At 68.4% G+C, this 22,486-nt stretch carries 25 protein-coding genes; 15 read left to right on the top strand and 10 right to left on the bottom strand.

Going from position 1 to position 22,486, the window contains the following annotated elements; translation table 11 throughout:
• Positions 1–120: 120 nt before the first annotated feature.
• The 3 genes from Pth03_RS37460 to Pth03_RS37450 all read left to right on the top strand — a co-directional run bounded on the left by Pth03_RS37460 (position 121) and on the right by Pth03_RS37450 (position 3,660).
• Positions 121–1,095, top strand: coding sequence for a helix-turn-helix domain-containing protein (locus Pth03_RS37460; protein ID WP_203949245.1), 975 nt, complete (start codon positions 121–123; stop codon positions 1,093–1,095).
• A 346-nt stretch (positions 1,096–1,441) separates the two neighbouring features.
• Entirely contained in the window at positions 1,442–2,146 is a 705-nt protein-coding gene (locus Pth03_RS37455; RefSeq protein ID WP_203949244.1) for an alpha/beta hydrolase, read from the top strand.
• A gap of 353 nt (positions 2,147–2,499) precedes the next feature.
• A complete protein-coding gene (locus tag Pth03_RS37450; protein WP_203949243.1) occupies positions 2,500–3,660 on the top strand; it encodes an epoxide hydrolase family protein in 1,161 nt (386 codons plus the stop codon).
• A 105-nt stretch (positions 3,661–3,765) separates the two neighbouring features.
• On the opposite strand, the gene Pth03_RS37445 is transcribed toward Pth03_RS37450, so the two are convergent.
• A complete protein-coding gene (locus Pth03_RS37445; protein ID WP_203949242.1) occupies positions 3,766–4,479 on the bottom strand; it encodes a hypothetical protein in 714 nt (237 codons plus the stop codon).
• A 286-nt stretch (positions 4,480–4,765) separates the two neighbouring features.
• On the opposite strand from Pth03_RS37445, the gene Pth03_RS37440 reads away from it, so the two are divergent.
• On the top strand, positions 4,766–5,242 hold the full coding sequence (locus tag Pth03_RS37440; RefSeq protein WP_203949241.1) for a hypothetical protein: 477 nt from the start codon (positions 4,766–4,768) through the stop codon (positions 5,240–5,242).
• Positions 5,243–5,374: 132 nt separating this feature from the next.
• Positions 5,375–6,070, top strand: a complete 696-nt coding sequence (locus tag Pth03_RS37435; protein WP_203949240.1) for a suppressor of fused domain protein — start codon at positions 5,375–5,377, stop codon at positions 6,068–6,070.
• Between the two features lie 76 nt (positions 6,071–6,146).
• Here Pth03_RS37435 and Pth03_RS41850 read toward each other — a convergent pair whose 3' ends face one another.
• Both Pth03_RS41850 and Pth03_RS41845 read right to left on the bottom strand, forming a co-directional pair.
• Positions 6,147–6,413, bottom strand: a complete 267-nt coding sequence (locus Pth03_RS41850; RefSeq protein WP_239119679.1) for a helix-turn-helix domain-containing protein — start codon at positions 6,411–6,413, stop codon at positions 6,147–6,149.
• A 1,289-nt stretch (positions 6,414–7,702) separates the two neighbouring features.
• A complete protein-coding gene (locus Pth03_RS41845; RefSeq protein WP_239119674.1) occupies positions 7,703–8,959 on the bottom strand; it encodes an AAA family ATPase in 1,257 nt (418 codons plus the stop codon).
• 117 nt (positions 8,960–9,076) lie between these two features.
• Between Pth03_RS41845 and Pth03_RS37425 the strand changes: the two genes are divergently transcribed.
• The 5 genes from Pth03_RS37425 (at position 9,077) to Pth03_RS37405 (ending at position 13,315) form a co-directional block, all read left to right on the top strand.
• Complete coding sequence (locus Pth03_RS37425; protein ID WP_203949238.1) at positions 9,077–10,021, top strand: alpha/beta hydrolase; 945 nt, start codon at positions 9,077–9,079, stop codon at positions 10,019–10,021.
• A gap of 15 nt (positions 10,022–10,036) precedes the next feature.
• On the top strand, positions 10,037–10,876 hold the full coding sequence (locus tag Pth03_RS37420; protein WP_203949237.1) for an alpha/beta hydrolase: 840 nt from the start codon (positions 10,037–10,039) through the stop codon (positions 10,874–10,876).
• A 249-nt stretch (positions 10,877–11,125) separates the two neighbouring features.
• Positions 11,126–11,821 carry a M24 family metallopeptidase gene (locus Pth03_RS37415; protein WP_203949236.1) on the top strand — a complete coding sequence of 232 codons (696 nt, stop codon included), beginning with the start codon at positions 11,126–11,128 and terminating at the stop codon, positions 11,819–11,821.
• Positions 11,822–11,897: 76 nt separating this feature from the next.
• Complete coding sequence (locus Pth03_RS37410; RefSeq protein ID WP_203949235.1) at positions 11,898–12,554, top strand: cysteine hydrolase family protein; 657 nt, start codon at positions 11,898–11,900, stop codon at positions 12,552–12,554.
• Positions 12,551–13,315 carry a class I SAM-dependent methyltransferase gene (locus Pth03_RS37405; RefSeq protein ID WP_203949234.1) on the top strand — a complete coding sequence of 255 codons (765 nt, stop codon included), beginning with the start codon at positions 12,551–12,553 and terminating at the stop codon, positions 13,313–13,315. The genes Pth03_RS37410 and Pth03_RS37405 overlap by 4 nt, the downstream gene beginning before the upstream one ends.
• A gap of 32 nt (positions 13,316–13,347) precedes the next feature.
• Here the strand turns inward: Pth03_RS37405 and Pth03_RS37400 are convergent, their stop codons facing one another.
• Complete coding sequence (locus tag Pth03_RS37400; protein WP_203949233.1) at positions 13,348–14,310, bottom strand: hypothetical protein; 963 nt, start codon at positions 14,308–14,310, stop codon at positions 13,348–13,350.
• 228 nt (positions 14,311–14,538) lie between these two features.
• Here Pth03_RS37400 and Pth03_RS37395 point away from each other — a divergent pair, with 228 nt between their 5' ends.
• Together Pth03_RS37395 and Pth03_RS37390 are read left to right on the top strand one after the other, a co-directional pair.
• Positions 14,539–15,930, top strand: coding sequence for a cytochrome b (locus tag Pth03_RS37395; RefSeq protein WP_203949232.1), 1,392 nt, complete (start codon positions 14,539–14,541; stop codon positions 15,928–15,930).
• On the top strand, positions 15,927–17,030 hold the full coding sequence (locus tag Pth03_RS37390) for an NAD(P)/FAD-dependent oxidoreductase (protein ID WP_203949231.1): 1,104 nt from the start codon (positions 15,927–15,929) through the stop codon (positions 17,028–17,030). Before Pth03_RS37395 ends, Pth03_RS37390 begins: the two co-directional genes overlap by 4 nt.
• Positions 17,031–17,123: 93 nt before the next feature.
• On the opposite strand, the gene Pth03_RS37385 is transcribed toward Pth03_RS37390, so the two are convergent.
• The 3 genes from Pth03_RS37385 to Pth03_RS37375 all read right to left on the bottom strand — a co-directional run bounded on the left by Pth03_RS37385 (position 17,124) and on the right by Pth03_RS37375 (position 19,737).
• Complete coding sequence (locus Pth03_RS37385) at positions 17,124–18,230, bottom strand: hypothetical protein (RefSeq protein WP_203949230.1); 1,107 nt, start codon at positions 18,228–18,230, stop codon at positions 17,124–17,126.
• A gap of 83 nt (positions 18,231–18,313) precedes the next feature.
• Entirely contained in the window at positions 18,314–19,117 is an 804-nt protein-coding gene (locus tag Pth03_RS37380; RefSeq protein WP_203949229.1) for a maleylpyruvate isomerase family mycothiol-dependent enzyme, read from the bottom strand.
• Complete coding sequence (locus Pth03_RS37375) at positions 19,114–19,737, bottom strand: TetR/AcrR family transcriptional regulator (RefSeq protein ID WP_203949228.1); 624 nt, start codon at positions 19,735–19,737, stop codon at positions 19,114–19,116. The genes Pth03_RS37380 and Pth03_RS37375 overlap by 4 nt, the downstream gene beginning before the upstream one ends.
• Positions 19,738–19,990: 253 nt before the next feature.
• On the opposite strand from Pth03_RS37375, the gene Pth03_RS37370 reads away from it, so the two are divergent.
• From Pth03_RS37370 to Pth03_RS37360, 3 genes are all read left to right on the top strand, one after another.
• Positions 19,991–20,347, top strand: coding sequence for a DsrE family protein (locus tag Pth03_RS37370; RefSeq protein WP_203949227.1), 357 nt, complete (start codon positions 19,991–19,993; stop codon positions 20,345–20,347).
• A gap of 68 nt (positions 20,348–20,415) precedes the next feature.
• The gene (locus Pth03_RS37365; protein WP_203949226.1) at positions 20,416–20,901 is read left to right on the top strand and encodes a hypothetical protein; all 486 of its coding nucleotides are present in this window, start codon (positions 20,416–20,418) and stop codon (positions 20,899–20,901) included.
• Positions 20,902–21,003: 102 nt separating this feature from the next.
• Positions 21,004–21,204: a hypothetical protein gene (locus tag Pth03_RS37360; protein ID WP_203949225.1), complete on the top strand. Its 201-nt coding sequence runs from the start codon at positions 21,004–21,006 to the stop codon at positions 21,202–21,204.
• Positions 21,205–21,231: 27 nt separating this feature from the next.
• Here Pth03_RS37360 and Pth03_RS42700 read toward each other — a convergent pair whose 3' ends face one another.
• The 3 genes from Pth03_RS42700 to Pth03_RS42270 form a co-directional block, all read right to left on the bottom strand.
• Positions 21,232–21,363: a zinc-binding dehydrogenase gene (locus tag Pth03_RS42700; RefSeq protein ID WP_203949224.1), complete on the bottom strand. Its 132-nt coding sequence runs from the start codon at positions 21,361–21,363 to the stop codon at positions 21,232–21,234.
• A 93-nt stretch (positions 21,364–21,456) separates the two neighbouring features.
• Positions 21,457–22,164, bottom strand: coding sequence for a Clp protease N-terminal domain-containing protein (locus Pth03_RS37350; RefSeq protein WP_203949223.1), 708 nt, complete (start codon positions 22,162–22,164; stop codon positions 21,457–21,459).
• A gap of 60 nt (positions 22,165–22,224) precedes the next feature.
• Positions 22,225–22,486: winged helix-turn-helix transcriptional regulator (locus Pth03_RS42270; protein WP_203949222.1), on the bottom strand; the 262-nt coding region annotated here is incomplete at its 5' end.

Genomic DNA, 22,486 nt, shown 5'->3' with positions numbered 1-22,486 from the left:
CGCCTGATCGCTGTCACCGAGTCGCGCTTCGGTCGCTGCGCCGGACGTCGAGCACTGCGCCGCGGTAACGCGCTGTTGGAACGCCGCGACGGCGGCCACTTCATGCGGGAGGAGTTCCACATGGCAGTTCGATTTGACGTGGGGTCCCTGCCTCCAAATGATCGTGCAGAGGCGATCCGCGAAGCCTCGCGGGCATTAAATGGCCGATCAGAGGTGGATGTTCCCTCGAATCCGGATCGTATCAAGGCCGTTACGACGACCAGCGCGCTGGGCTCGGTAGAAATCTCAAGCATCCACTGGAACGTGACTGCCATTCGGCGGACCGTCGGCCCAATGACTGATGACGTTGAGCCGCACATTTTCGTCGGTCTGCAGAAATCAGGAGTCTCCCGATTCGCCCAGGGCGACAGGCAGGCGGAAATACGGCCGGGAGATCTGGTTCTGCTCCAGAACGTGAATCCTTACGATGTTTTCTTTCAGGGCGCCGTAACTGCGTTCACCGTTCGTGTTCCCAATCACCTCCTTGGTCTCCCACCATCCCTGCTCGGTCGGATCACAGCTGTGCGGCTCGGTGTGGAGCGCCCGGTTGCGGATACCGCAGCAGCGTTCATCTCACGGTTGGTCCGCAACCAGTCCGCTATCGGCGAGACTGACGCCGGTCTGTTGGCGCAGCCCTGTATCGAACTGATCAGGGCTGTGGTCACTACGGGCCTTGGGCGTGACGATCTGGCCAGGGAGCCTTTGCATCACGCTCTCCTGCAACGTGTCATGACTTACATACGTCTCCATCTGGCCGAGCGCGATCTGAGCGCCGAGCGTATCGCCGCCGAGCACCACATTTCCGTGCGCCAGCTCTACCTGACTCTGTCTCGGGCCGGTATCTCGCTCGGTGATTGGGTCAGGTCTCAGCGCTTGGAGAAATGCAAACTGGAACTGGCCTCGCCTGCCCATCGGTTCACGACGATCGAGGCGATCGCCTACCGGTGGGGGTTCGCCAGCGCGCCCCATTTCAGCCGCGTATTCAAAGCCGCCTACGGTGTAAGCCCTCGCGAGTGGCGCCATGGGAATCGTCAGCTTCCAGCCGAAACAGAGTGACAGCCGGACTCACTGGAAGCCATCAAAGAAAAGCTCGGCGAGCGTCGCCCTTCTCCGCCAGGGCGGTGTCGGTTTCCGCCTCGGCGGGGGACTCGCGCGCCCACACCGCCTGGTCGAAAAGCCACGACCTCGTCCAGTTGTTCCATCGCAACCAGGACCTGTACACGGAGCCTTGCACAGGAGGGCAAGGAGCCTTGCACGAGAAGACAAGTTACCGCTCGGTATAAAACCTATATTTGCCGCTGATCCCACGAGGTCACGTCTTTCGGCGTTGGCGGCGCATGTAAGTCAACGGGCGCGAAATCCATGTCGTGGCCACTTTTTCCCCGAGCACTAATGAGGGCCTATGAGCACGCAACCGACACTCCTTCTCGTGCATGGCGCGTATCACCGTCCGTGGGTATGGGACCGGGTGATCGAGCAGCTCCCCGACGTGGACGTGCACACGGTCGCTTGTCCCAGTAGCGGGAGCGACCTTGGAGCACTTGGCACGCTCCAAGACGACGCCGATACGGTTGCCGCCGCTGTAGCCGCGATCGACGGACCTGTCGTCGTCGTGGCGCACTCCTACGCCGGATCTGTCGTCACCGAGGCGCTGGCCGGTGCGGATAACGTCAATCGAATCGTCTACCTCGCCGCCGCGATGGTCGACGAGGGAGAATCCCTGTTGGGAAGCGCGGGCGGTGTGCCGCCGTCGTGGTGGCTGATCAGCAAGGACGAGGGCCCCGAGGGCGGCGTCATCAGGGTGGCCGAGGACGAGGCCAAGGACGTCTTCTACGGTGACGTCGATCCCGAGCTCGCCGCGGAGGCGATAGAGAAATTGGTTCCTGCGTCGTACTCCTCGCAGACCGGACCGGTCTCCAGGGCCGCTTGGCACACCATTCCCAGCACTTACATCATCTGCACGGCGGACAACGCCATCCCGCCGTTCGCTCAGGAGGCGATGGCTCAGCGGGCGAAGCGGGTGCATCGCCTGGATTCCTCCCACAGTCCGTTCCTGTCGATGCCGTCGGAGTTGGCAGCGCTGCTCAAGGTCGAACTCGCATCTTGAACGGTGCCAAAGCGTTCACATCCCCGTGTGTCCCCCTGGCCTGCATAAGGGTCAGGGGGCGCATCACCGTGGACGACCGCTAGAAAGGAAGATCACGGCCTGGGCGTTTAACCGCTGCGTCGGGTGTTCCCGATTGGGCCCGTCAGCCTGTCTCTGCTGGTGGTAGTCACATGGGACGTAGGCAAAGCGGGGGTCTGGGTAACTCCGCACAGCCGGCGTAAACCTGAATGTGCCCCCGAAGCATCGCCGGGGGCACCCGCCCAGTGCAGCACCGGCCGCGGCCCATGGATCGCGCATGCCCGCGCGCTGGCATGCCGAACACGAGGCATTTCGACGTCCAGGGAAAAGGTCATATGGCGCAGGTACGTCCGTTCCGCAGCGAAACCAGTCCCGAGCAGCTCACCGACCTGCGGGAGCGGCTGGCCAGAACGCGGTTCGCGCCGGCACTGTCTGGACAGGACTGGACGCACGGCACGCCACCCGGCTACCTCGCCGAGCTGCTGGAGTACTGGCGCACCGAGTTCGACTGGGGCGCGGCTGAGGAGCGACTCAACGCGCTTCCCCAGTTCCTCGCCGAGGTCGACGGCAACACCGTGCACTTCGTGCACGCCAAGGGAGTGGGGCCGCGCCCGTTCCCTCTGCTGTTCTCGCACGGCTGGCCCGGTTCGTTCTGGGAAGTGCACAAGATCATCGGGCCGTTGACCGACCCGGCAGCGTACGGCGGGGATCCGGCTGACGCGTTCGACGTGGTCGCGCCGAGCCTGCCCGGCTACGGTTTCTCCTCGCATCCCGGCACGCCCGGGATGACCCCGACGGCCATGGCGAACCTGTTCAACCAGCTCATGACCGAGGTGCTCGGCTATTCGCGCTACGGCGCACAGGGCGGCGACTGGGGCGCGCAGATCACCAGCCGCCTCGGCCGCGACCACGGCGACACCGTGGCCGGCATCCATCTGAACCTGATGGGGGCGACGCCGGTACTGGACGAGAACTCGGCCCCGCTCACGCCCGCCGAAGAGGCATTCGTGGCCGAGACCGAGCAGTTTTTCTCCGCGGAGGGTGGATACGCCCAAATCCAGGGCACCCGGCCGTCCACGCTCGCGGCGGGGCTGTCCGATTCCCCCGCCGGGCTGGCCGGGTGGATCGTGGAGAAGTTCCGGGCGTGGAGCGACTGCGGCGGCGACGTCGAGTCGGTGTTCAGCAAGGACGAAATGCTCACCGACATTACCCTCTACTGGCTGACCAACTCCATCGCCACCTCCACCCGCCTGTACTACGAGACCATGCACACCGAGGGCATGCTCGGCAGGTTTGTGCCTGGTTATGTTGATACGCCGACCGGGTTCGCCTCCTTCGCCAAGGACAACTTCACGCCGCCCGAGGAATGGGTGCGGCGCTGCTACCGTCTGACCCGGTTCACCGAGTTCGACCAAGGCGGCCATTTCGCGGCATTGGAGCGGCCGGAGGAGTTGGTCACCGAGATCCGCGGGTTCTTCCGCCCGCTACGCGGCTGACCAGCCTGAACAGGGCGGCTGGGATGGCTGGCCCAGTGCCGCACGACCGGCGACAGCGGTGAACGGGCGAATGAGGCGTCGCCGCGAACCCGATGCCGACGCCCACTACTGTGCAGTGGCCCTGCCTGTCCGGGTGCGTTTCAGAGATGCCGGAAGACGATGTGGGCGGTACTGCCACGCCAGGGCGATACCCAGCAGACCTAGCGCCATGTCGTTCAGAAACCAAGCCGCCACCGGGATCCATGCTTTCGTCCCGGGAAGGTAGACGCGCCCGTCGTTATACAAGGCACGCACTCGCTCTCCAACCGTACCGATGCCGAAGCCGACGTCGACGGACGTGACCCTGATGCGGCCGTCGTCGGAGTCGAACTCACCCCACGTCCTGCACGCGCTGCGGCAGTAACGGTGCGTCACAGTGAAGGTGCCCCCCGCGCCCTCGCCTGCGGCCGCCTCAACGGCGGGAGGCAGGTGCTTGACCAGGATCTCGGCCCCGGTGGCAGGCGGGACGAGGAAGGCGATCACCGACAGAAGACCCAGCACCAGCCGTAGCAGCCACGTGTGGCTCATCCACCCTGCACCCTGCGGGAGCGGGTCTTCCTCGCTGAGACCATGGAGCACGCAGATCAGGAAGGCGGCCACTGCTCCGCACCAGGACAGCATCTCCCATAAGGAGTCGCTCGACGAATGCGGGAGGAACGAGGCCGACAGGCCGAAGGCGAGTGGGGTCAGCACCGCGACGACGACGAAGCCGACGTGGAGCCAGTCGGGCTGCCAACGGAGGACATGGTGGGGCTTGTCACGGACCAGGTTTCGCTGCATGCGGGGAATGTGCTGCGGCCTTTTACGGTCGCGGCGGCGGGGGCTGCCTTTGCGCCTGCCCATGTTCGACCATCTCCACCCGGTGCCCGGACGCTTTGAGAGCCGATCACCCGTACCGATGGTCACCCGGTGCGGTCCGCTCGGCAAGATGCCGATCCCTGTCGGCCCCGGGACAGGACAACGGCCGCCGAACTCTGTCTGGTCCCACGAGATGCCTGACAGTTGACTAGATACGCAAGACTTCGGGTCCGGCGATGTTGCGGAGGACGGCGTGGTTTCTTTGGATTTGGAGATCTTCGCGGACTACCACCAGCTCCACCTGATAGACGACGGTTCGACGAGCGACCTGGGCGAGACATGGACCGACGAGACGTCTGCCGACCGACTGGCCGTCGCCGATGACGCTATAGCGGTTGGCACGTCGGTCAACGTGACGGTGGCCGTCCGAGTCGAGGTGTTGGATGCACCGCCTGCGGACGACTTCGCCGACTTCGACCATGTAGTCGAGGGGAGTATGCAGGTTCCGTCAGGCCGAATCGTGATCATGGGCTGCACTGACTACGAGCCGGACGCTGCAAGGTTCGAGGTCCCCGTGGGCCCGGTTCGTGTCCGGGTGGCGAGTAGCAACCTGGCTGAGGCAGAGCGCTTGGGGATCGACTCCGACGATGACCAGCAGACGATGGAACGGTTGCGGGTGCAGGTGTGGCCTGCCCCGAATGGTGAACGGGCTGTGTTGAAGCGCTGGAAGCCGTTGGTCGCTTAGCGAGGCAGCGACCAAGCCTCCGATGCGATCGTGTCGATTATCTGGTGAAACGCGAGTGTCAAGCATGTCCCGGGGACAGGAAGCCCAACACGACCGGTGGCGTGTCTGGCGACTGCTCTAGACTGCGCGATCATGGATGAGGTGTCTGGGGCCGGGATTGTGCGTCATGAGCCGCGGTATGACGGGTTCGTGGCGGCTGCCGGCCAGCGGCAGGAGGTGGCCGAGGCCATCGACCGGCACGTTGCCACGCACTTTGGGCCGGTCGCGTTCGTCCTGCACGAGATCGCCTCGCACCTTGTCGGGGTGCACGTCTACGTGGTCGGCCCCTCGGCGGAGCGACCGTACCAGGCGCTGGTCACATCGGGGATGAGCGAGCGGCCGATGACGGTGCCCGATGGGCATGGAATCAGTCCGTATGCGGAGTTGATGCTGTGCCTGCCGGCGGACTGGCCGCTGACGCAGGCGGCGCTGCACGACGAGCGGACGGGGTGGCCGGTGCGGGTGCTGAAGCAGGTGGCTCGCTTCCCGCACGAGTACGGGACGTGGATCGGCGAGTGGCATTCCCTACCGAACGGGGATCCCGCGTTGCCGTATGCACCTGGAGCGCCGTTCGCCGGGGCGGTCATCACGCCGATGCTCAACGTGCGGCCGGAGGCGCGGACGATCGACGTCGCGGATGGGACACTGATTAATCTGCTCGCGCTGGTACCGCTGCATCCGGCCGAGGTCATGCTGAAGGTGTCGCAGGGCACGGACGCGCTCATCGTGGCACTCGACCGGGGCGGAGTCAGCGAGTTGCTGGACCCGACCCGGCCGTCGCTCGTGTGACACCGAATGCACGCAAGCTTGGCGGCGTCACAGCAGATCACATGGAAGCGTGCTCACCTTCGCGCCAGGCGGTCGGCTACGCGGGCAGGGCGTGCAGGAGTTGCTTCCGCGAGCTGACGCCGAGTTTCCTGAACACCTTGCGAAGGTGGTACTCCACCGTGCTGGCGCTGATGAACAACTCGGTGGCGATCTCCTGATTGGTGGCGCCTTGGGAGGCGAGGTGCGCCACCCGGAGCTCCTGCGGGGTCAGGTCGTGGGCCGTGCCGAAATCGCGTCGGCGTGCCCTCTCCCCGGTGGCGGCCAGTTCCGTCCGGGCACGCTCGGCGAACGCCGCGGCGCTCATGCCCACGAACATGTCGTGGGCGGTCCGGAGCTGGTCGCGGGCGTCGCTCCGGCGTCGGCGGCGCCTCAGCCACTCGCCGTACACGAGGTGTGCGCGTGCCAGTTCGGTGGCCAGGGAGGTCTGCTTCAGGATGCCGATGGCCTCGAGGTAGAGGTTCTCGGCACGGTCGTCGGAGGCGAGGAGCGCGCGGCTTCGGGCCAGCACGCCGAGCGCCCACGGAGTGCCGCTCGCCGTGGCACGCTCGGCCAGCCGGGCCAGCGCCGGCCGCGCGACCGCGGCGTCGTTGTTGCGGACCGCCGCCTCGACGAGGTCGGGCAGCATCCCGTTGCCGAAATGCGGCGGATCCTCGGCGAAAATGATCTCCCCCGCCGCCTGCGCCTCGGCGTAACGGCGGTGCCCGAGTTCGAGCAGCACCAAAGCGCTGCGGGCGAGTTGCACCTGCAGCCCGCCGGGCCGTTCGGCGCCCGGTCCCGCCTGCGCCGCCACTGCCGCCAGCGTGCGGTCCCTGTCGCCTCGCCAGGCGTGCAGCATGACATCACTCGGTACGGCGAAGCGCAGGTCGGCGCTGATGGCTGCCGCGACGTCCTTGAACTCGGCGAAGTGGGCTTCCGCGGCGGCGAATCGGCCGTAGACCAGTTCCGAGGTGGCCGAGCCGTGCGCGCCCGCCTGCAGCATGCGCAGGGCTCCCTGCCTGCGCGCGGCCGCGGAGTAGCGTTCCGAGCAGGCGGCCAGGGCGTCGATGTCCCACAGTTCGACAGCGAGCAGGATGCCGAGCAGGAACCAGCGGGCCGCGTCGCCGGTCTCGGCGTCCTCGGCCTGCATGGCCGTCAGCCCCCGCCGCATCAGCGGCACCGCCTGCACATACCCGACGGCGACGAGATTGGCGTGGGCCGCCAGCAGCAGATCGGCGACGTCGGGCTCGCCGGGGCCGTCGGAGACGGCGGGCACGTCGAGTGCGGCCCTGGCCACCCGGAGGGCGCTCATCCCGGTGCCGATGCGCGCGACGACGCTGACCGCGTCGAACGCCTCAAGGAGTGTGTCGCGCCGGGCACGCGGATCGGAGTTGGACAGGATCAGCGCGGCCTTCAGCAACGAGGCGACCGCGCCCTCGCGTCCGAGCATGACGCTGAGGAAGCCGCGCAGCCGCATCGCCTGGGCGTCGAGAACCGCGATACCGAGGTCGGGAGTGAGCAGGTCGAGCAGTTCCTCGGCCCGGTAGGGAGCGCCGGCGGTCAGGGCCGCGCCGCACGCCGCGAGGATCCTGCCGTTGCGCCGGGCTCCCGGCGGTGTCAGCTCGGCGGCCCGGTGGAGGAACGCCGCCTGCGCCAGATGGCCGCCGCGCTCGCGGGCACGCTGGGCGCTCGCCTCCAGCTCGGCCGCCACGGTCTCGCTGGGGCCGTCCGCGGCCGAGGCCAGGTGCCAGGCGTGACGATCGGCGTCGCTGACGGGATCGGTGACCGCGGCCAGTACGGCGTGCACCTGCCGGCGCCGGGGCAGAGGGCGCCGCCGTACACGGCCGAGCGGATCAGCGGGTGGCGGAAGTGCGCCTGGGGCTCGCCCGACTCCGGCGCGAGAAGCTCGTCTCGTACGGCCTGCTCGATGGCCGAGTCGACGGCGGATTCCTGCGCCGCCGACAACCTCCGGATTGCGCGCCGTACGAGAGCCAGGTCTCCGCTGGAGTCGGCGGCGGCGACGAGGAGGACCTGCTGGGTGAGCGTGTCGAGGTCGCTGACCCGGCGCAGGAAACGGGCTTCGAGCCTGCGGTTCAGCGGCAGCGGCTCGCGGGCGACGGGGTCCACCTGGTCGCCTCCGGCGAGAGCCCGGGCGAGTTCACGGATGGCCAGTGGGTTCCCGTCGGCCTCCGACAGGAGTCGCGTGACGATCACGCGGTCGATCTCGGTTTTCAGCGACGAGCCGAGCAGCGCGGCGGCGTCGTCGTCCGACAGTCCCTCGATGCGGGACTCGGGAAGACCGGCCAGGGAATCACGCGCGGTGTCGTCGTCGCGCACGCCGAACAGCAGCACGATCCCGTCGGCGTACAGGCGACGGGCGACGAACGCGACGACCTCCAGGGACTCACGGTCCATCCACTGGGCGTCATCGCACACCATGAGGATCGGCCGGTTCGCGGCGGCCTCGGCGAGCAGGGTCAGCACCGCGAGCCCGACCAGGAAACGATCCGGCGGCGGCGCGCTCAGCAGCCCGAAGGCCGTCTCCAGGGCGTCGCGCTGCGGCGCGGGGAGGCGGCCGCGTTCGCCGAGGAACGGCAGCAGGAGGCGGTGCAGCGCGGCGAATCCCAGCTCCTGTTCGGCTTCCACCCCGGCCACCCGGGTGACCTGTAGGTCGCCGGCGACTTGGATCGCGTGGTCCAGCAGGGCCGTCTTGCCGATGCCGGCCGGGCCGCTGAAGACCAGGACACCGCTCAGGCCCGCTCGCGCCCGTTCAAGGAGACCCGCGAGCTCGGCAAGCTCCGCCTTCCTCCCACGCAGGACCATGGCCACAACATAGCGCGGCTGATCGGGGTCGGGACGACTGGGGATTTCCATGATCACGATCAATGTGGGCGTCCCGAAGGCTAAGGAATTTCAAGGATTCGAACCTCCGACCAGGGAGGGCATCGTGGACCCCGTTTGCACACCTGTCGAACCGTTGGGAGAACACACATGAGCAAGCCGGTCCTCGAGCCTGCCGCCCAAGCCTTCGCGGACGCCACGGCCAACCCTCCGTACCTGTTTGAACTTCCGCCGGCGGACGGCCGCAAGGCCGTCGACGAGGCGCAGTCGCCCGAGATCGAGGTGCCAGGCACGGAGAAGGAGACCATCACCACCCCCGACGGGCTGTCGCTGAGCGTCTTCCGCCCGTCCGGAGCCGAGGGCCCGCTGCCGGTCGTCCTCTACATCCACGGCGCCGGCTGGGTGTTCGGCAACGACCACACCCATGGCCGGCTCGCCCGTGAGCTCGCGCTGGGAGTGGGCGCCGCGGTGGTGTTCCCGAACTACACCCTGTCGCCGGAGGCCCGCTACCCGGTGGCCACCGGACAGAACTACGCCGCCGCCCAGTGGGTGGTCGCCTATGCCGCGGACCATGGCCTGGACGCCTCCCGGATCGCGGTCGCAGGCGACTCCGTGGGTGGCAACATGGCCGCGTCCCTCACCTTGACCGCCAAACAGCGTGGCGACGTCACGCTGGCCGGGCAGGTGCTGTTCTACCCGGTCACCGACGCGAACTTCGACACCGCGTCGTACCAGCAGTTCGCCACGGGCTACTTCCTGCGCCGGGACGCCATGCAGTGGTACTGGGACCAGTACACGACCTCGGAGACGGAACGGGCCGAGATCACCGCCTCGCCGCTGCGCGCCACCACCGAGGACCTGGCCGGGCTGCCCCCGGCGCTGGTCATCACCGCCGAGGCCGACGTGCTGCGCGACGAGGGCGAGGCCTACGCCAACAAGCTGCGCGAGGCGGGCGTGCCCGTCACCGCCGTCCGCTACCAGGGCGTCATCCACGACTTCGTCATGCTCAACGCCCTGCGCGGCACCCACGCCGCCGAGGCGGCCATCAACCAGGCGATCGCCTTCCTCGCCGACGTATTCAAGACCGCCAACTGACCGGAAAGGGTCTTCATGTCCGCAGAGCACGACATCCAGCAGATCGAGCAGGCCAACGCCTCCGGCAAAATCCCGGTCGTCTTCGTGCACGGCCTGTGGTTGCTGCCGAGCAGTTGGGACCGCTGGGCGGAGGTCTTCGCCGAGGCGGGGTTCGCCCCCGTCACGCCGGGCTGGCCCGACGACCCGGAAACCGTGGCCGAGGCCAAGGAGCACCCCGAGGCCTTCGCCGGCAAGACGGTCGGGCAGGTCGCCGACCACTTCACCGAGCTGATCGGCAAGCTGGAGCGCAGGCCCGCGATCGTGGGTCATTCGTTCGGCGGGCTGCTCGCCCAGATCCTCGCCGGTCGGGGCCTGGGCTGCGCCACCGTGGCCATCGACCCGGCGCCGTTCCAGGGCGTGCTGCCGTTGCCGATCTCGTCGCTGCGCTCCGCCGCGCCGGTCCTGACCAATCCGGCCAACATCCATCGCGCCGTGCCGCTGACCTACGACCAGTTCCGTTACGCCTTCGCCAACGCCGTCTCCGAGGACGAGGCGCGCGAACTGTACGAGACGTTCTCCGTCCCGGCGCCCGGCGCTCCGCTGTTCCAGGCGGCCGTGGCCAACTTCAACCCGTGGAGCGAGGCCAAGGTCGACAGCACTGCCGAGAACAGGGGCCCGCTGCTCCTCATCTCGGGGGAGAAGGACCACACCGTGCCGTGGGCCATCACCAACGCCTCGTACAAGAAGCAGGTCCACAACGAGCACGCCGTCACCGAGATCGTCGAGATCGCGAACCGTGGTCACTCGCTGACCATCGACAACGGCTGGCGCGAGGTCTGCGACACGGCGCTCGCCTTCGTCCAGCGGTTCGTGTGACGGTCGCGAAGATTTGACCGCACGCCGGTCAGTTCTCACTCGGGCACGCCGTACCGCCGTGCCCACGAGCCGCGTCGGGGCGGCAGCGCCGTTGATGACGAGCACAGTGGCCTGCATCGCCCCGAGGTGGCGGAGATGTGACCCGCTGGGGCGATCGGAGCGGGGAACCCACTGCGCTGGTGTACGGACATGGTCAATCGGGCTGATACTCCGTTGCCGGGCCGGCAAGCGGATGAGTACCGTCGGCGCATGATGGACGAGTCCGCACGCGCCACACGCCTACTGGACGCTCAGGCCAAGGCGGCCGACCTGTTCGCCGAAGTCGAGCGTCGCGGTCTGATCGCTCCTGGACGCGGCGAGCGCATGGTCAGTGACAGCATCCGCGACTTGGCGAACGAGATGTTCGGAACGACGCGCCACTGGCACAAGCGGATCGTGCGGTCCGGGCCGAACACCCTCCAGCCGTACAGGGAGAACCCTCCGGACCGCGTCATCGACGAGGACGACATCGCGTTCGCCGACTTCGGACCGATCTTCGAGGAGTGGGAGGCCGACTTCGGAAGGACCTTCGTCCTCGGGGACGACCCGGTCAAACACCGGCTCAGAGACGACCTGCCTGTGATCTTCGCGGCCGGTCGGCACCACTTCGAAGCCGACCCGGACATCACCGGCGAGCAATTGTTCGCCGAGGTCGTACGGCTGACCACCGAGGCCGGGTGGGGTTTCGGCGGAACGATCGCGGGGCACCTGGTGGGCGAATTCCCACATGAGAAGATCGACGGCGCTGACATCGAGTCGTACATCGCCCCGGGCAACGACACACCGATGCGCCGTACCGACCGTGCCGGTCGACGCTGCCACTGGATCCTGGAGATCCATCTGGTCGATCGAGAGCGTGGCTTCGGCGGCTTCCACGAGGAACTGCTCGACCTCGGCGGGTCCTGAGCCCTGCCGACGTGACGAGGCCCTGTGGAAAATCGACGTCCGTCCGGCGATCTACGCCCGTAGGGGTGAACCCGTGATGATCGACCACCACCTGACACCCAACTGGACGTCGTCGGCGCTGCTGACGATCGACGTGCAACGTGACTTCCTCTCCGATGCGCCCTATGGAGTGGCCGGCACCACCGAACTGCTGCCGGCCATGGCCGAGCTCGCGGCGGCGTTCCGGCGTGCCGGACGACCGATCGTGCACATCGTCCGTCTGTACCACCCCGACGGTCATGACGCCGACCTCGTCCGGAGGTCCCTGCTGGCAAGTGGCGCTCGGATCGTCCTCCCCGGCAGCGAGGGCAGCGCCCTGGCCGAACCGCTGCTGCCGCCCGATGCTCCGCCGCTGGACGCGGACCTGCTGCTCAGCGGGCGTCCGCAGCGCTTGGGCCCGCAGGAGTACGCCCTGTTCAAGCCTCGCTGGGGCGCCTTCTACCGGACTCCGCTCGACGAGATCCTCCGCGACTGGGAGGTGGACACGCTCGTCGTCGCCGGCTGCAACTTCCCCAACTGCCCTCGCGCGACGCTCATCGAGGGCAGTGAACGCGACTACCGCCTGGTCCTGGCCGAGGACGCCGTTTCCCGCCTGACGAGCGGCGGATGCGACGAGATCAGGGGACTGGGCGTGACCCTCGCGGCCGCGGGCGCGATCGCCGCCGCGTTGGATGCTGAAAGGAGCACCGTATGACGGTCACCCGAGCGGGCGACTTCGACTACGACAGCCACGGGCACGGCTACGCCGTACAGCGCCGGCCTGATCCGCGGATCGCCGCGCAGGTGCACGCGGCGATCGGTCCAGTGCGCAGCCTCATCAACGTGGGCGCGGGGGCCGGATCCTACGAGCCCGAGGACCGGTACGTCGTGGCGGTCGAACCGTCGGAAGTCATGCGGGCGCAGCGACCCGCGCACCGGGTGCCCGCGCTCGATGCGATCGCCGAACACCTCCCGTTCGACGACGGGGTCTTCGACGCCGCGCTGGCCTCGGTCACCGTTCACCAGTGGTCGGACGCCGCCAAGGGCCTGAGCGAAATGCGCCGGGTCAGCCGCGGACCGGTCGTCGTGCTCACCTTCGACGGCGACGCACTCGACCTGTTGTGGCTGGCCGAGTACGCCCCTGAACTCATCGCCGCCGAGCGCCGCCGATACCCGAAGATCGACTGGATCGCCGAACGGATCGGGACGACGAGCCGCGTGGAGACGGTCCCGATCCCGCTCGACTGCGTGGACGGATTCACCGAGGCCTACTACGCCCGCCCGGAACGCTTTCTGGAACCTGAAGTGCGCAGATCCCAGTCGGCCTGGGGTTTCGTGGACGACGCCGCCGAACAGCGCGCGGTCGACCACCTGCGCGCCGACCTCGAGAGCGGAGCCTGGGACGCCCGCTTCGGCCACCTCCGCGACCAACCCGAGTTCCACGGCTCCCTACGCCTGGTCATCGGCCTTCCATGAGCACCTGGCCGGCCTCCTTCGCCGCGTGGCGGTCATGGCCTGGCGAGTCCGGGTAGAAGGCAGTCCGGCCTGGTCAGGCTGTAGTAGGAGGCTGCGGCGACGAGCAGGCCCAGGCCCCACAGCGTGTACCCGAACATCTCCATCGACAGCCTCCAGACCGGGGCACCGGCCAGGTTGCCCTTGCCGAGTATCCACGCCGTCATCCCGGCCAGACCGAAGTAGCCGGTCAGGCTCGCGCCGATGAAGAAGGCAGGGCCGAGGACGAGCCATCGTGGCACTCCGCGCCCGGCCAGCGGCACCACCCAGCGCGGCCAGATCCGCCCCCAGCGATGGACCAGTGCCGGCGGCAGCAAAGTGCCGGCGAGGACCAGCAGAACGACGAAGAGCGTGAACGGTGAATCGAGTGCGAGCGGCAACGGCCTGCCCGCCTCGACGTCGTCGAGCACTCCCGCGGTCACGCGGGCCGCGCACCCGGCGACCGCGACGTACGCGGCGAGGTATGCCGACCTGGGTGTGGGGTCGGTGCGATGCTCGGGCGAGCGGCCATGGACCCGGCCGCAGCCGGAGCAGGCCCGTCGGACCCGGTGCTGCTCGGCGACGGCGCACGCCAGTGTCAGCGCGCCGCCCGTCATCCCGGCCGCGCGGGTGAGCAGGCTCGCCCAGTCGTCGTACTGGTCGAACAGCAGGGCGGCGAGACTGATTGCGAGCATGTAGGAGTACAGAATCAGGCCGACGCCGGCCACCCACGCCGCCACCACCAGCGTCCATCGAACGGGCGCCGGCCAACGACGTTCGATCCCCCCTGCGATCAGCGAGCACACCACCGCGGCTGAGAAGGCGAGCGTCACAGCGGCCCACCGGCCGGGCGAGAACGGCTCGTCAGGAGGGGCGAACGGCGACCCGGGGTCGGCCAGCCACCACACGTTGGCCACGCCGTAGGCGAAGGTCCACGCCGCCGCCGCACACGGCCACCGTCTTGCGGATCTGAGTGCCATGTCGTCGACTCTTCCGGCCGCCGGCGCAGGACGGTTCCCCCCGACGAGGGAACCTCATCCCCCGTCAGGGGGAACCGTCGTCCGGTGCCTTCTGCGCTGCGCGAATGAGCTGCTCACGACGGAGGACCCGAGGGCAGTGACGGGAATCACCGTCACCGGCGCCACATCGTCGTCACACCTCCCGGCCCCATTCCGTCATGTAGGTGAGGCAAAGGTTAGGGGGCCCGAATGCTTTCGTCGTCGGCCGAGCGCCGCTCGTTCCAGTTCTCCCACTGGTCGTTCATGTTCGCGGAAATCGCCATCTGGTCGTTCGTCGTTCTGACGGTGACCGGGGTGGTGCTGATGGTGTTCTACGACCCCGGCATGTCCCAGGTGACCTATGACGGCTCGTACGGCCTGCTGCGCGGGCTCTTCGTCAGCAAGGCCTTCGACTCGACCATGCATCTGAGCATGGAGGTGCGCGGAGGCCTGCTCATCCGCCAGGTCCACCACTGGGCGGCGCTCGTCTTCGTGGCGGCCGTCGTGTTGCAGCTGCTGCGCATGTTCCTCACCGGCGCGTTCCGCCGCCCGCGCACCCGGCAGTGGCTGATCTGGGTGACGTTGCTGGCGCTGGGCATGGCCGCGGGCGAGACCGGCAACGCCCTGCCCGACGACCTGCTGTCGGGTGGGAGCATGTGGCTGATCGTCTCGGTCGCGCAGGCCATCCCCGTGGTGGGGCCCTGGGCGGTCTCGCTGCTCTTCGGCCCGGACTTCCCCGGTGACAGGGTCATTCCGGTCATGTACGGCGGGCACCTGCTGATCGCGGTCGTCGTGGCCGCGGTGCTGATCGCCCGTGAACTGCTGGTGCGGCGGCACGGCCACTCCCGGTTCGTCGCCTCGCTGCCGTCGCGGCGGAGAGTCCGCCCGATGATGGCGCTCGCGACGATCGGCACGCTGATCATCCTCGGGTTCGGGTTCCAGATCGCCCCCATATGGCTGTACGGCCCCGCCAGGCCGTCGCAGGTCTCGGCGGGCTCGGTTCCCGACTGGTACATGGGGTTCCTCGACGGCGCCCTCCGGATCATGCCCGGATGGGAACTCAACATCGGGCACTACACGCTCAGCCTCGCGGTCCTCATCCCCACACTGGTGATACCGGGGGTCTTCTTCACCGTTCTGGCCGCCGCCCCGGTGGTCGAGCGCTTCCTCGTTTCGCGACGCGGCCGCCGCGACGCGCAGGGCCGGCCCAAGACCGCGAGCCGTGTGGCGCGTGAGACGCGCGCGCACGACCTGCTCGACCGGCCGCGCGAGACGCCGGTGAAGACGGCCATCGGGGTCGCCGGCGTCGCGTTCTACGGCCTGCTGTGGGCGGCCGCGGCCAACGACCAGATCGCCGTCCAGTTCCACCTCTCGGTCGAGGCCGTGACGATCTTCTTCAGGTTCGCCGTGGTCATCGGCCCCGTCATCGCCTTCGTCGTCACCCGGTGGATCTGCCTCGCGCTTCAGCAGGCGGATCACGAGGTGGCCGAGCACGGGGTGGAGACCGGGGTCATCATGCGGTCTCCGGACGGCGGATTCCACGAACTCCTGGTGCCGGCGCGGCAGGAGAACCAGGAGCCGGCGATCACCTCGGGGAAATGACAGTGACACCGAACAGGCCACAGGTCGTGATCGTCGGAGCCGGCGTCGCCGGATACCAGGCGGCCCGTACCCTGTCGCGCAGGGTGGGAGCCGGCGCGGAGATCGTGCTGGTCAACCCGACCGGCGTCGGGGTGCATCCGGAACTCCTTCCGCGGGTGATGACGGGCGCCCTCAGGCCGGATCGGGTGGGCGTGCCGCTGGCCGAGACGCTGCCGGGGGTGCGGGTGGTGCTCGGCACGGTCACCCACATCGACGCCCCCGCCCAGCGCGTGCTGTACGACGGCGGCGTGCTGGCCTACGACCGGCTGGTCGTCGCGGCGGGAGGCGTGAGCGAAGTCGCCCAGGTCTCCGCGGTCTCGGCGCACAGCGTCGGCTTCCACAACGTCGGCCAGGCCCTCCAGTTGCGCGATCACATCCACCGGCAGCTTTCGCTGGCCGCCGCGAGCACCGACCCCTTCGAACGCGCGGCGCACTGCACGTTCGTCGTGCTCGGCGCGGGATACGCGGGTACGGCGGCGGCCTCGGCCGGGCAGTCGTTGTCCCAGTCGATGGCCTGCCGCGACCCGCGGTTGCGCGGGCAGCCGATCCGCTGGATCCTGGCCGATCCCGCCGAGCGACTGCTGCCTGACATGCGGCACCGACTGTCGAGGACCACGGCACGGATGCTGCGGTCGCGGGGCGTGGAGGTCCGGACGCAGACCTCGCTCGGCCAGGTCACCTCCCGGGGGCTGCGGCTCACCGACGGCGAGTTCATCCCCACCCGCACGATCGTGTGGAGCTTCGGGGTCCGCCCCGATCCGCTCGTGACCAACCTCGGGCTGGCGGCCGAGCAGGGCAGGATCAGGGTGGACGAGCACCTCGCCGTGCCTGGCCGTCCCGAGATCTACGCCTGCGGCGACGTGGCCGCCGTCCCCGACCTCACCAGGCCCGGCAAGATCACCCCGATGAGCGGGCAGCATGCCCTGCGTCAAGGCAGGCTGGCGGGCGGCAACGTCGCTGCCTCCATCGGGTACGGCTCGCGCCAGCCGTACGAGCACAGGATCCACGACTCGATCGTGGAGCTGCTCCGGACGTCGGAGCAGCCGCAGCGGGTGGCATGAGCCGCTTGCCCCTGCAGCGGTCACGGACTGGTCCCCTGGAGCGGGCAGTGCATGTGGGCGGCGCGCCGGCCACCCGCTGACGGTTTTGCCGCGTCAGCTCGCGGGACCCGATCGCCTGAGCGTCTCGGTGCGGGCGTGGCCGAAGTACATCAGCTCCCAGATCGCCGCCTCGGTGAAAGTCTCCACGGTCTCGCCGTTCTTAAGGCGATCGATCGTGAGGTCGCCGGTGAAGCGGAGATAGGCGCCGTCGACGCCGATCAGCCGCGCGGCGACCTTGCGCCAGCCCTTCATCTGCTCGACGAAGGTGTTGGCGACCAGGTCGCGGTGCTTCGTGAAAGTGACGACGTAGCCGTTGTCTCTGTCGCCGTAGTGATATCGAGTGGTGCGGGCTACGGGCTTGCCGGTCTTCCCGTCGAGATAGGTGTCGAGCGCCTCGAAGCGGACACGCGACGCGTCGGCGGCGACGACGTGACCGTCGCGGGCGAGCATGAAGATCGGGATCGGCTCGTAGCCGTACTTCTCGTGGGCGGTGATGTAGGAGGCGATCACCGAGTAGGGACCGGCCTGGCCACGGGCCCAGTACCAGTCGTGGATGATCGACATCATCCCGACGTTGCCCCAGTTGTGGTCGTGGTAGCCGATGCCGATGACCTCGGTGCGCACGCCCGCGACCTCGTAGGAGCCGTGGACCGTCCCCTGGGGAACGGCGGGGAGCCAGGAGAACTCGAGATCTCGCTTCTCCCCGAAGACCAGGTAGCCGGTGTGCGGGCGCCACGGCCGGATCTCGGCGTCGAGGGTGACGTCGACCCGCACACCGCCGACGTCGGCCCGGATCTCGTAGTGCGCGAGGTCGCCGGAGAAGACGTTTCCGGCGATCCGGACGTCGGCGCGGTCGGTCCGGGCCGAGAACGACGCGGCGGGGAAGTCCTGGATGATGTTGTACCGGCGGCCGTCCGGCAGGTCGAGGTTCAGCCGGATCACCGGGCTCAGCGGCTTGCCCGGCGTGGACAGGTCCTTCGTCATGAAGATGACGACGAGCGTGGCGCCGTCGTCGAGGTGGGCGTCGAAGTACCACCACTCGTAGGTGCCCCGGCGCCCGTCGGTGCGGGCGCCGTCCTCCCATTCGGCGACGACGTCCGGGCTTATGCCGATGCGTCGGTAGTCGGCGTCGGTGCGGGCGATGCCTGTCTGCTGCGTCATGGCTTCCCTCTCCTTCGGGATTCTGTTGCATGACATGACGACGCAGCCGCCCGGATCGTGAGGCTGCCCGGCGGAGGCAGGGGTCAGAACGGGACGCGTGCGGTGGCCACGGGGGCGGCCATGTCGTGGTCGCCGGTGACGACCGAGGCGGCAGGGGCGCCGGCGCGTCCGGAGAGGGCGCGCATGTATTCGACGGTGTCCAGCCGGACGGTCGTGTCCGAGGTGCCGTCGCCGATCTCAAAGGTGCCGCCCGCGGGACCGGTCAGCTCGAGCGTGACCGGGTGCCGGGTCCAGCGGGCGTGCAGGTCGCGCAGGACCTGCTCGACGACGAGCCGGTCGTGGGAGCCCGTCTCCGGCGGCCGGCCGACGGCCCGGCTGATGTCGTCGCGGTGCATCCACAGGTCTCGCGGGAGGAACACGTCGTAGACCTCGGCGAGGGAAAGCCGGAAGGCGCCGTACTGGCCGTCCTCCGAGGGGAAGCTCATACGGCGAAGCAGGGCGGGGCGGCGGCGCATGGCCAGGTTGGCCTGGGGCCACAGTGTCCGGAAGCGTTCGATCACCTCCTGGCGGGACCTGTCAGCGTGGAGCGCGGCCCCGAACCGCATGTGCGCGTCCAGCTGCGGCAGATCCGGATAGGCCCGGGTCGCCTTGCGGTCGCGCAAGAGGAACAGCCAGGGCCGGATCTGCTCCTCGGCCTGGGCGACCAGGTGGCGGACGATGTCGCCGACGGTCCACGCGTCGCAGACGGTGGGCTTGTCCCAGTCGGCCGGGGTCAGGTCGGCCAAGAGACCTTCCCAAGTCGCGAGCTCCGCCGCTCGCAGGTCGTAGGCGTCTGACGGACTCGTCATCGGGACGGACCCGACGTGCACTGCGGCCTCCGCTGTCATGGCTGGTCGCCTCCTCCGTGAGGTGCGTAGTGGGTGATGAAAAGGTCGAGGACGGTGGGCGTCAGTCGCTCGAAGCGGCCCTCGCCGACCGGGGCTTCGGGTTCGTTCGCCATCTGCTGGCTGATGACTCCGGCCACCAGGGTGTTCAGCAGGGCGACGCCGTCATCGGTGGCGGCGGCGGGGTGCAGGCGGCCGCCGGCGACGGCGTCCTCGAGGACGGTGCGCACCTCGGTGACGTTGTCCACGGCGGGAGCGAAGGCCTCGGCGGACGGCACGAATCCGGGAACCGGCCGCCAGAACAGCAACTGCGCGCGCACCGGGTTGAGCCGCGTCCACTCGACGAACTTCAGTGTGCCGATCCGTAGTCGATCGAGCACGTCCAGGCCGGCCGTCGCCTTGTGCAGGGTCTCGTTGAGGTCGCGGGCGCTCTGGCCGAACAGCGCGTCGTAGATCGCCGTCTTCGACGGGAAGTACTGGTACAGCGAGGGCGTCCGCATGCCCATCCGCCGTGCCACCTCGGCCAGGCTCAGCGCGGCGACGCCTTCTTCCGCCATGACCTCCACTGACAGGTCGAGGATCTCTTTGATGGTCTCTTCGCGCCTGCGTGCCCGCCGGTCCACGTCTCTCCTCCGTCGATCTACATGTCAAAGGATTCCCTAATGGCATTAGGGAAGTCAATAGTGGATAGGGAGTCCTATCACTGCTCCGTGCGCCGAGGAGGGTGGGGCGCGAACAAGAAGACTGCCGGTTGCGTCGGTGAACACACCCGGCAGTACACGGCGATTGCCCGTATTATGAGACGATCATCCCGAATTTTGAGATCGGTGCTAGCGTTGCCCCGTCCATCAGGCGAAACCTTCGAAAGGCGACAAGGTGCCGAAGACGGTCATTCACGTGTTTCACGACGACGACCACTCGATCGCCACAGGGACACGTGTAGCCCAGCGCATCCAGGAGGTCGCTTCCGAGCGAGGCTGCAGCGTGGAGGTCTTCTGTTTCGGACCGGCCCAGCGTCGCCTCTCCGAGGGGGATGCCTCCGAAGCGAGCGCCACCTACAACCGCCAGATCGACGAACTGATCGCGGACGGTGTCCGTGTGGGGGCCTGCCTCAACGCGGCCCGCGCTGACGGAACAGACGTGGAACTCGCACGTCGCGGGCTCAACCTGCAGGTGGCCCGCGACGAGTTTCTGCGCTTCACGCTCGAACAGGCCACCGTCATCACCTTCTGAGCACAGGCCCGGCTGGTCCGGGGTGGTCGTTAAGGTGGGTAAGCCGTCCTCGCCCTGGAGAAATCGTCATGACCACGCCTGAGCACAGCACGACCTGGCGCGACGCTCGCTACGACATGCCCGTCAGCCGGCAACTGGAGCGCTACGACAAGCTGGCCGCCCAGGACGCGTCGGCTCGCGCCCGGGTCGAGCTGGTGGCCCGTGGGATCTATGACCCCGCCCGGCATGGAGCCGAGGACCGGCCGCCGCTCACCGCGGCCGAGCACATCGAGTTGCTGGCGCTTGCGGAGAGCATCGCGCGGACCGTCCGCCATCCCGCCAACATCCACCACGCGCTGCTGGCCGGGGTCACCTGGGCCGAGATCGCCCACGCCATAGACTCCGACGAGGCCACGGTCCGGCGTGACTACCAGCAGTGGGCCGACGACCAGCATGACCTCCACCGGCAATACCCTCATCTCGGCATGACCGCCGACGAGTACGCCGCGGCGACCGCCAGGGCTCACCTGCCGAGCCGAGCGCCCGAGGCCGGCCACAGCGGAACGCATTCCTGAGCGCGGCCCCGGAGCCCGGCTTTCGCATGGCGGTGGGACTAGGACCCGAGGTCCTTCGCTTGTAGAACCCACAGCCGTTGCCGGGCACCGAAGCTGGTGAACATGGACAAGCCCATACGCGAAGTGATGACCGATGTCTGCGATCCGAAGGAGAGCAGGGTCGCGTTCGTGCGTGACCTCTTCGGGCGGCTGGGCGGCACTCACGCCGCTGGGCGAGAGTTTCTCTGCCGCTCCCTCTCGCTGGTCGCCTGGGCCCAGGACCACCAGCAGGAGATCGAGACCAACAGGGCCGCCCGACGCTGACTCGGTCCTGTCGGAATCGACGTCTTTTCAGACCGTCAGGACGAGTGAACCCGTCGTGCGGCGCGACTCCAGATCACGGTGGGCGCACGCGACGTCCCTGAGAGGATACGTGGTGACGGCCGGTTCTCCGAGGTCTCCGGCGATGACCAGCCGGAACATCTCGTCGCTCAGCGACTTGCCCTACAGCCCGCAGGACTGATCAGGCCGAGCTCGGCGACCCGGTGGTGGCCGGGCTCGGGGCGCTCCGAGGAACTACGGTTCGAGCCGTGCGATCTCCGCCTCGGCGCCTTCCTTCGTGACCCCCGCCTGTTCGAGGACGGCCGCGGCCGGGCTGTCGCTGAGGGACAGGACGCCGAGCAGCAGGTGCTCCGTGCCGATGTGTTCGTGGCCGAGGCGCAGCGCCTCGCGTCCCGCGAGCTCCATGGCCTTGACGCTCTGCGCGGCGAACGCGATGTGGCCCTGCAGGGCGGACTCCCCGGGAGGCCCGAACGTTCCGGCGATCGACTCGCGGACGGCGTCGGACGCTCCGCTCAGCGCTTCGACGATCCTGGCCCCCGGCGACTGCGACTCGTTCAGCAGCGCGAGGAGGATGTGCTCCGGGCCTATGCGGTCGTGCCGCGCCTGCCGGGCCGCCTCCTGGGAACCGACGACCGCACGGCGGGCCGCGTCGTCGTATCGGGCGAAGAGTTTGAGGTGGTCGCCCAGCGAGCCGTCGCGTTCCTTGGCCACGAACCGCTTCTGCGCGGCCTGCTTCGTGACGCCCATGCTGTGGCCGATGTCCGTCCACGAGGCGCCCGAGTGCCGGGCCTGATCCACGAAATGGCCGATCAGGTGGTCGGCCAGCTCGCCGAGATGCTCGCCGAGCACCACCGCGTCGGCCAGTTGTTGTAAGGCGTCCCCATCCGGGTGCCGGGTCTTGATCGCTGTAATGAGGTCGTCCAGGCGAGGCTTGTTCTCCATGCGTCAACCATAAGTTGACGATGGGCTTGCGTCAACCTCAAGTTGACGGCGCGCTGCCTCCTACGCCGTGGTGGCGCTGTCGAAGGCGGTCTGGTGGCGGCGGATCTCGGCATGGTGGTCGGCGGACCAGGCCGCCAGGGCCAGGACGGTGGAGAGCAGCGAAGCGCCGAGTTCCGTGAGGGCGTACTCGACGCGCGGCGGTACTTCGGGGTAGGTGGTGCGCGTCACGATCCCGTTGCGCCGCAGTTGTTTCAGCGTGAGTGTCAGCATGCGCTGGGAGATGCTGGGAATCGCGTCCGCGAGGTCGGAGTAGCGGACGGGG

Source organism: Planotetraspora thailandica (assembly GCF_016863335.1).
Taxonomy (GTDB): domain Bacteria; phylum Actinomycetota; class Actinomycetes; order Streptosporangiales; family Streptosporangiaceae; genus Planotetraspora; species Planotetraspora thailandica.
The sequence above is the reverse complement of the archived record's forward strand: the minus strand, read 5'-3'. Positions and strand labels throughout refer to the sequence as shown.

Bases quoted from the DNA above. Each gene is read 5' to 3' on its own strand.
- Pth03_RS37380 (WP_203949229.1), bottom strand. From the start codon at position 19,117: ATGACAGCGGAGGCCGCAGTGCACGTCGGGTCCGTCCCGATGACGAGT.
- Pth03_RS37410 (WP_203949235.1), top strand. From the start codon at position 11,898: ATGATCGACCACCACCTGACACCCAACTGGACGTCGTCGGCGCTGCTG.
- Pth03_RS37405 (WP_203949234.1), top strand. From the start codon at position 12,551: ATGACGGTCACCCGAGCGGGCGACTTCGACTACGACAGCCACGGGCAC.
- Pth03_RS42700 (WP_203949224.1), bottom strand. From the start codon at position 21,363: ATGTTCCGGCTGGTCATCGCCGGAGACCTCGGAGAACCGGCCGTCACC.
- Pth03_RS37360 (WP_203949225.1), top strand. From the start codon at position 21,004: ATGGACAAGCCCATACGCGAAGTGATGACCGATGTCTGCGATCCGAAG.
- Pth03_RS37435 (WP_203949240.1), top strand. From the start codon at position 5,375: ATGGATGAGGTGTCTGGGGCCGGGATTGTGCGTCATGAGCCGCGGTAT.
- Pth03_RS37365 (WP_203949226.1), top strand. From the start codon at position 20,416: ATGACCACGCCTGAGCACAGCACGACCTGGCGCGACGCTCGCTACGAC.
- Pth03_RS37395 (WP_203949232.1), top strand. From the start codon at position 14,539: ATGCTTTCGTCGTCGGCCGAGCGCCGCTCGTTCCAGTTCTCCCACTGG.
- Pth03_RS37460 (WP_203949245.1), top strand. From the start codon at position 121: ATGGCAGTTCGATTTGACGTGGGGTCCCTGCCTCCAAATGATCGTGCA.
- Pth03_RS37350 (WP_203949223.1), bottom strand. From the start codon at position 22,164: ATGGAGAACAAGCCTCGCCTGGACGACCTCATTACAGCGATCAAGACC.
- Pth03_RS41850 (WP_239119679.1), bottom strand. From the start codon at position 6,413: ATGAGCGCCGCGGCGTTCGCCGAGCGTGCCCGGACGGAACTGGCCGCC.
- Pth03_RS37390 (WP_203949231.1), top strand. From the start codon at position 15,927: ATGACAGTGACACCGAACAGGCCACAGGTCGTGATCGTCGGAGCCGGC.
- Pth03_RS37455 (WP_203949244.1), top strand. From the start codon at position 1,442: ATGAGCACGCAACCGACACTCCTTCTCGTGCATGGCGCGTATCACCGT.
- Pth03_RS41845 (WP_239119674.1), bottom strand. From the start codon at position 8,959: ATGGAAATCCCCAGTCGTCCCGACCCCGATCAGCCGCGCTATGTTGTG.
- Pth03_RS37450 (WP_203949243.1), top strand. From the start codon at position 2,500: ATGGCGCAGGTACGTCCGTTCCGCAGCGAAACCAGTCCCGAGCAGCTC.
- Pth03_RS37445 (WP_203949242.1), bottom strand. From the start codon at position 4,479: ATGCAGCGAAACCTGGTCCGTGACAAGCCCCACCATGTCCTCCGTTGG.
- Pth03_RS37400 (WP_203949233.1), bottom strand. From the start codon at position 14,310: ATGGCACTCAGATCCGCAAGACGGTGGCCGTGTGCGGCGGCGGCGTGG.
- Pth03_RS37385 (WP_203949230.1), bottom strand. From the start codon at position 18,230: ATGACGCAGCAGACAGGCATCGCCCGCACCGACGCCGACTACCGACGC.
- Pth03_RS37425 (WP_203949238.1), top strand. From the start codon at position 9,077: ATGAGCAAGCCGGTCCTCGAGCCTGCCGCCCAAGCCTTCGCGGACGCC.
- Pth03_RS37420 (WP_203949237.1), top strand. From the start codon at position 10,037: ATGTCCGCAGAGCACGACATCCAGCAGATCGAGCAGGCCAACGCCTCC.
- Pth03_RS37415 (WP_203949236.1), top strand. From the start codon at position 11,126: ATGATGGACGAGTCCGCACGCGCCACACGCCTACTGGACGCTCAGGCC.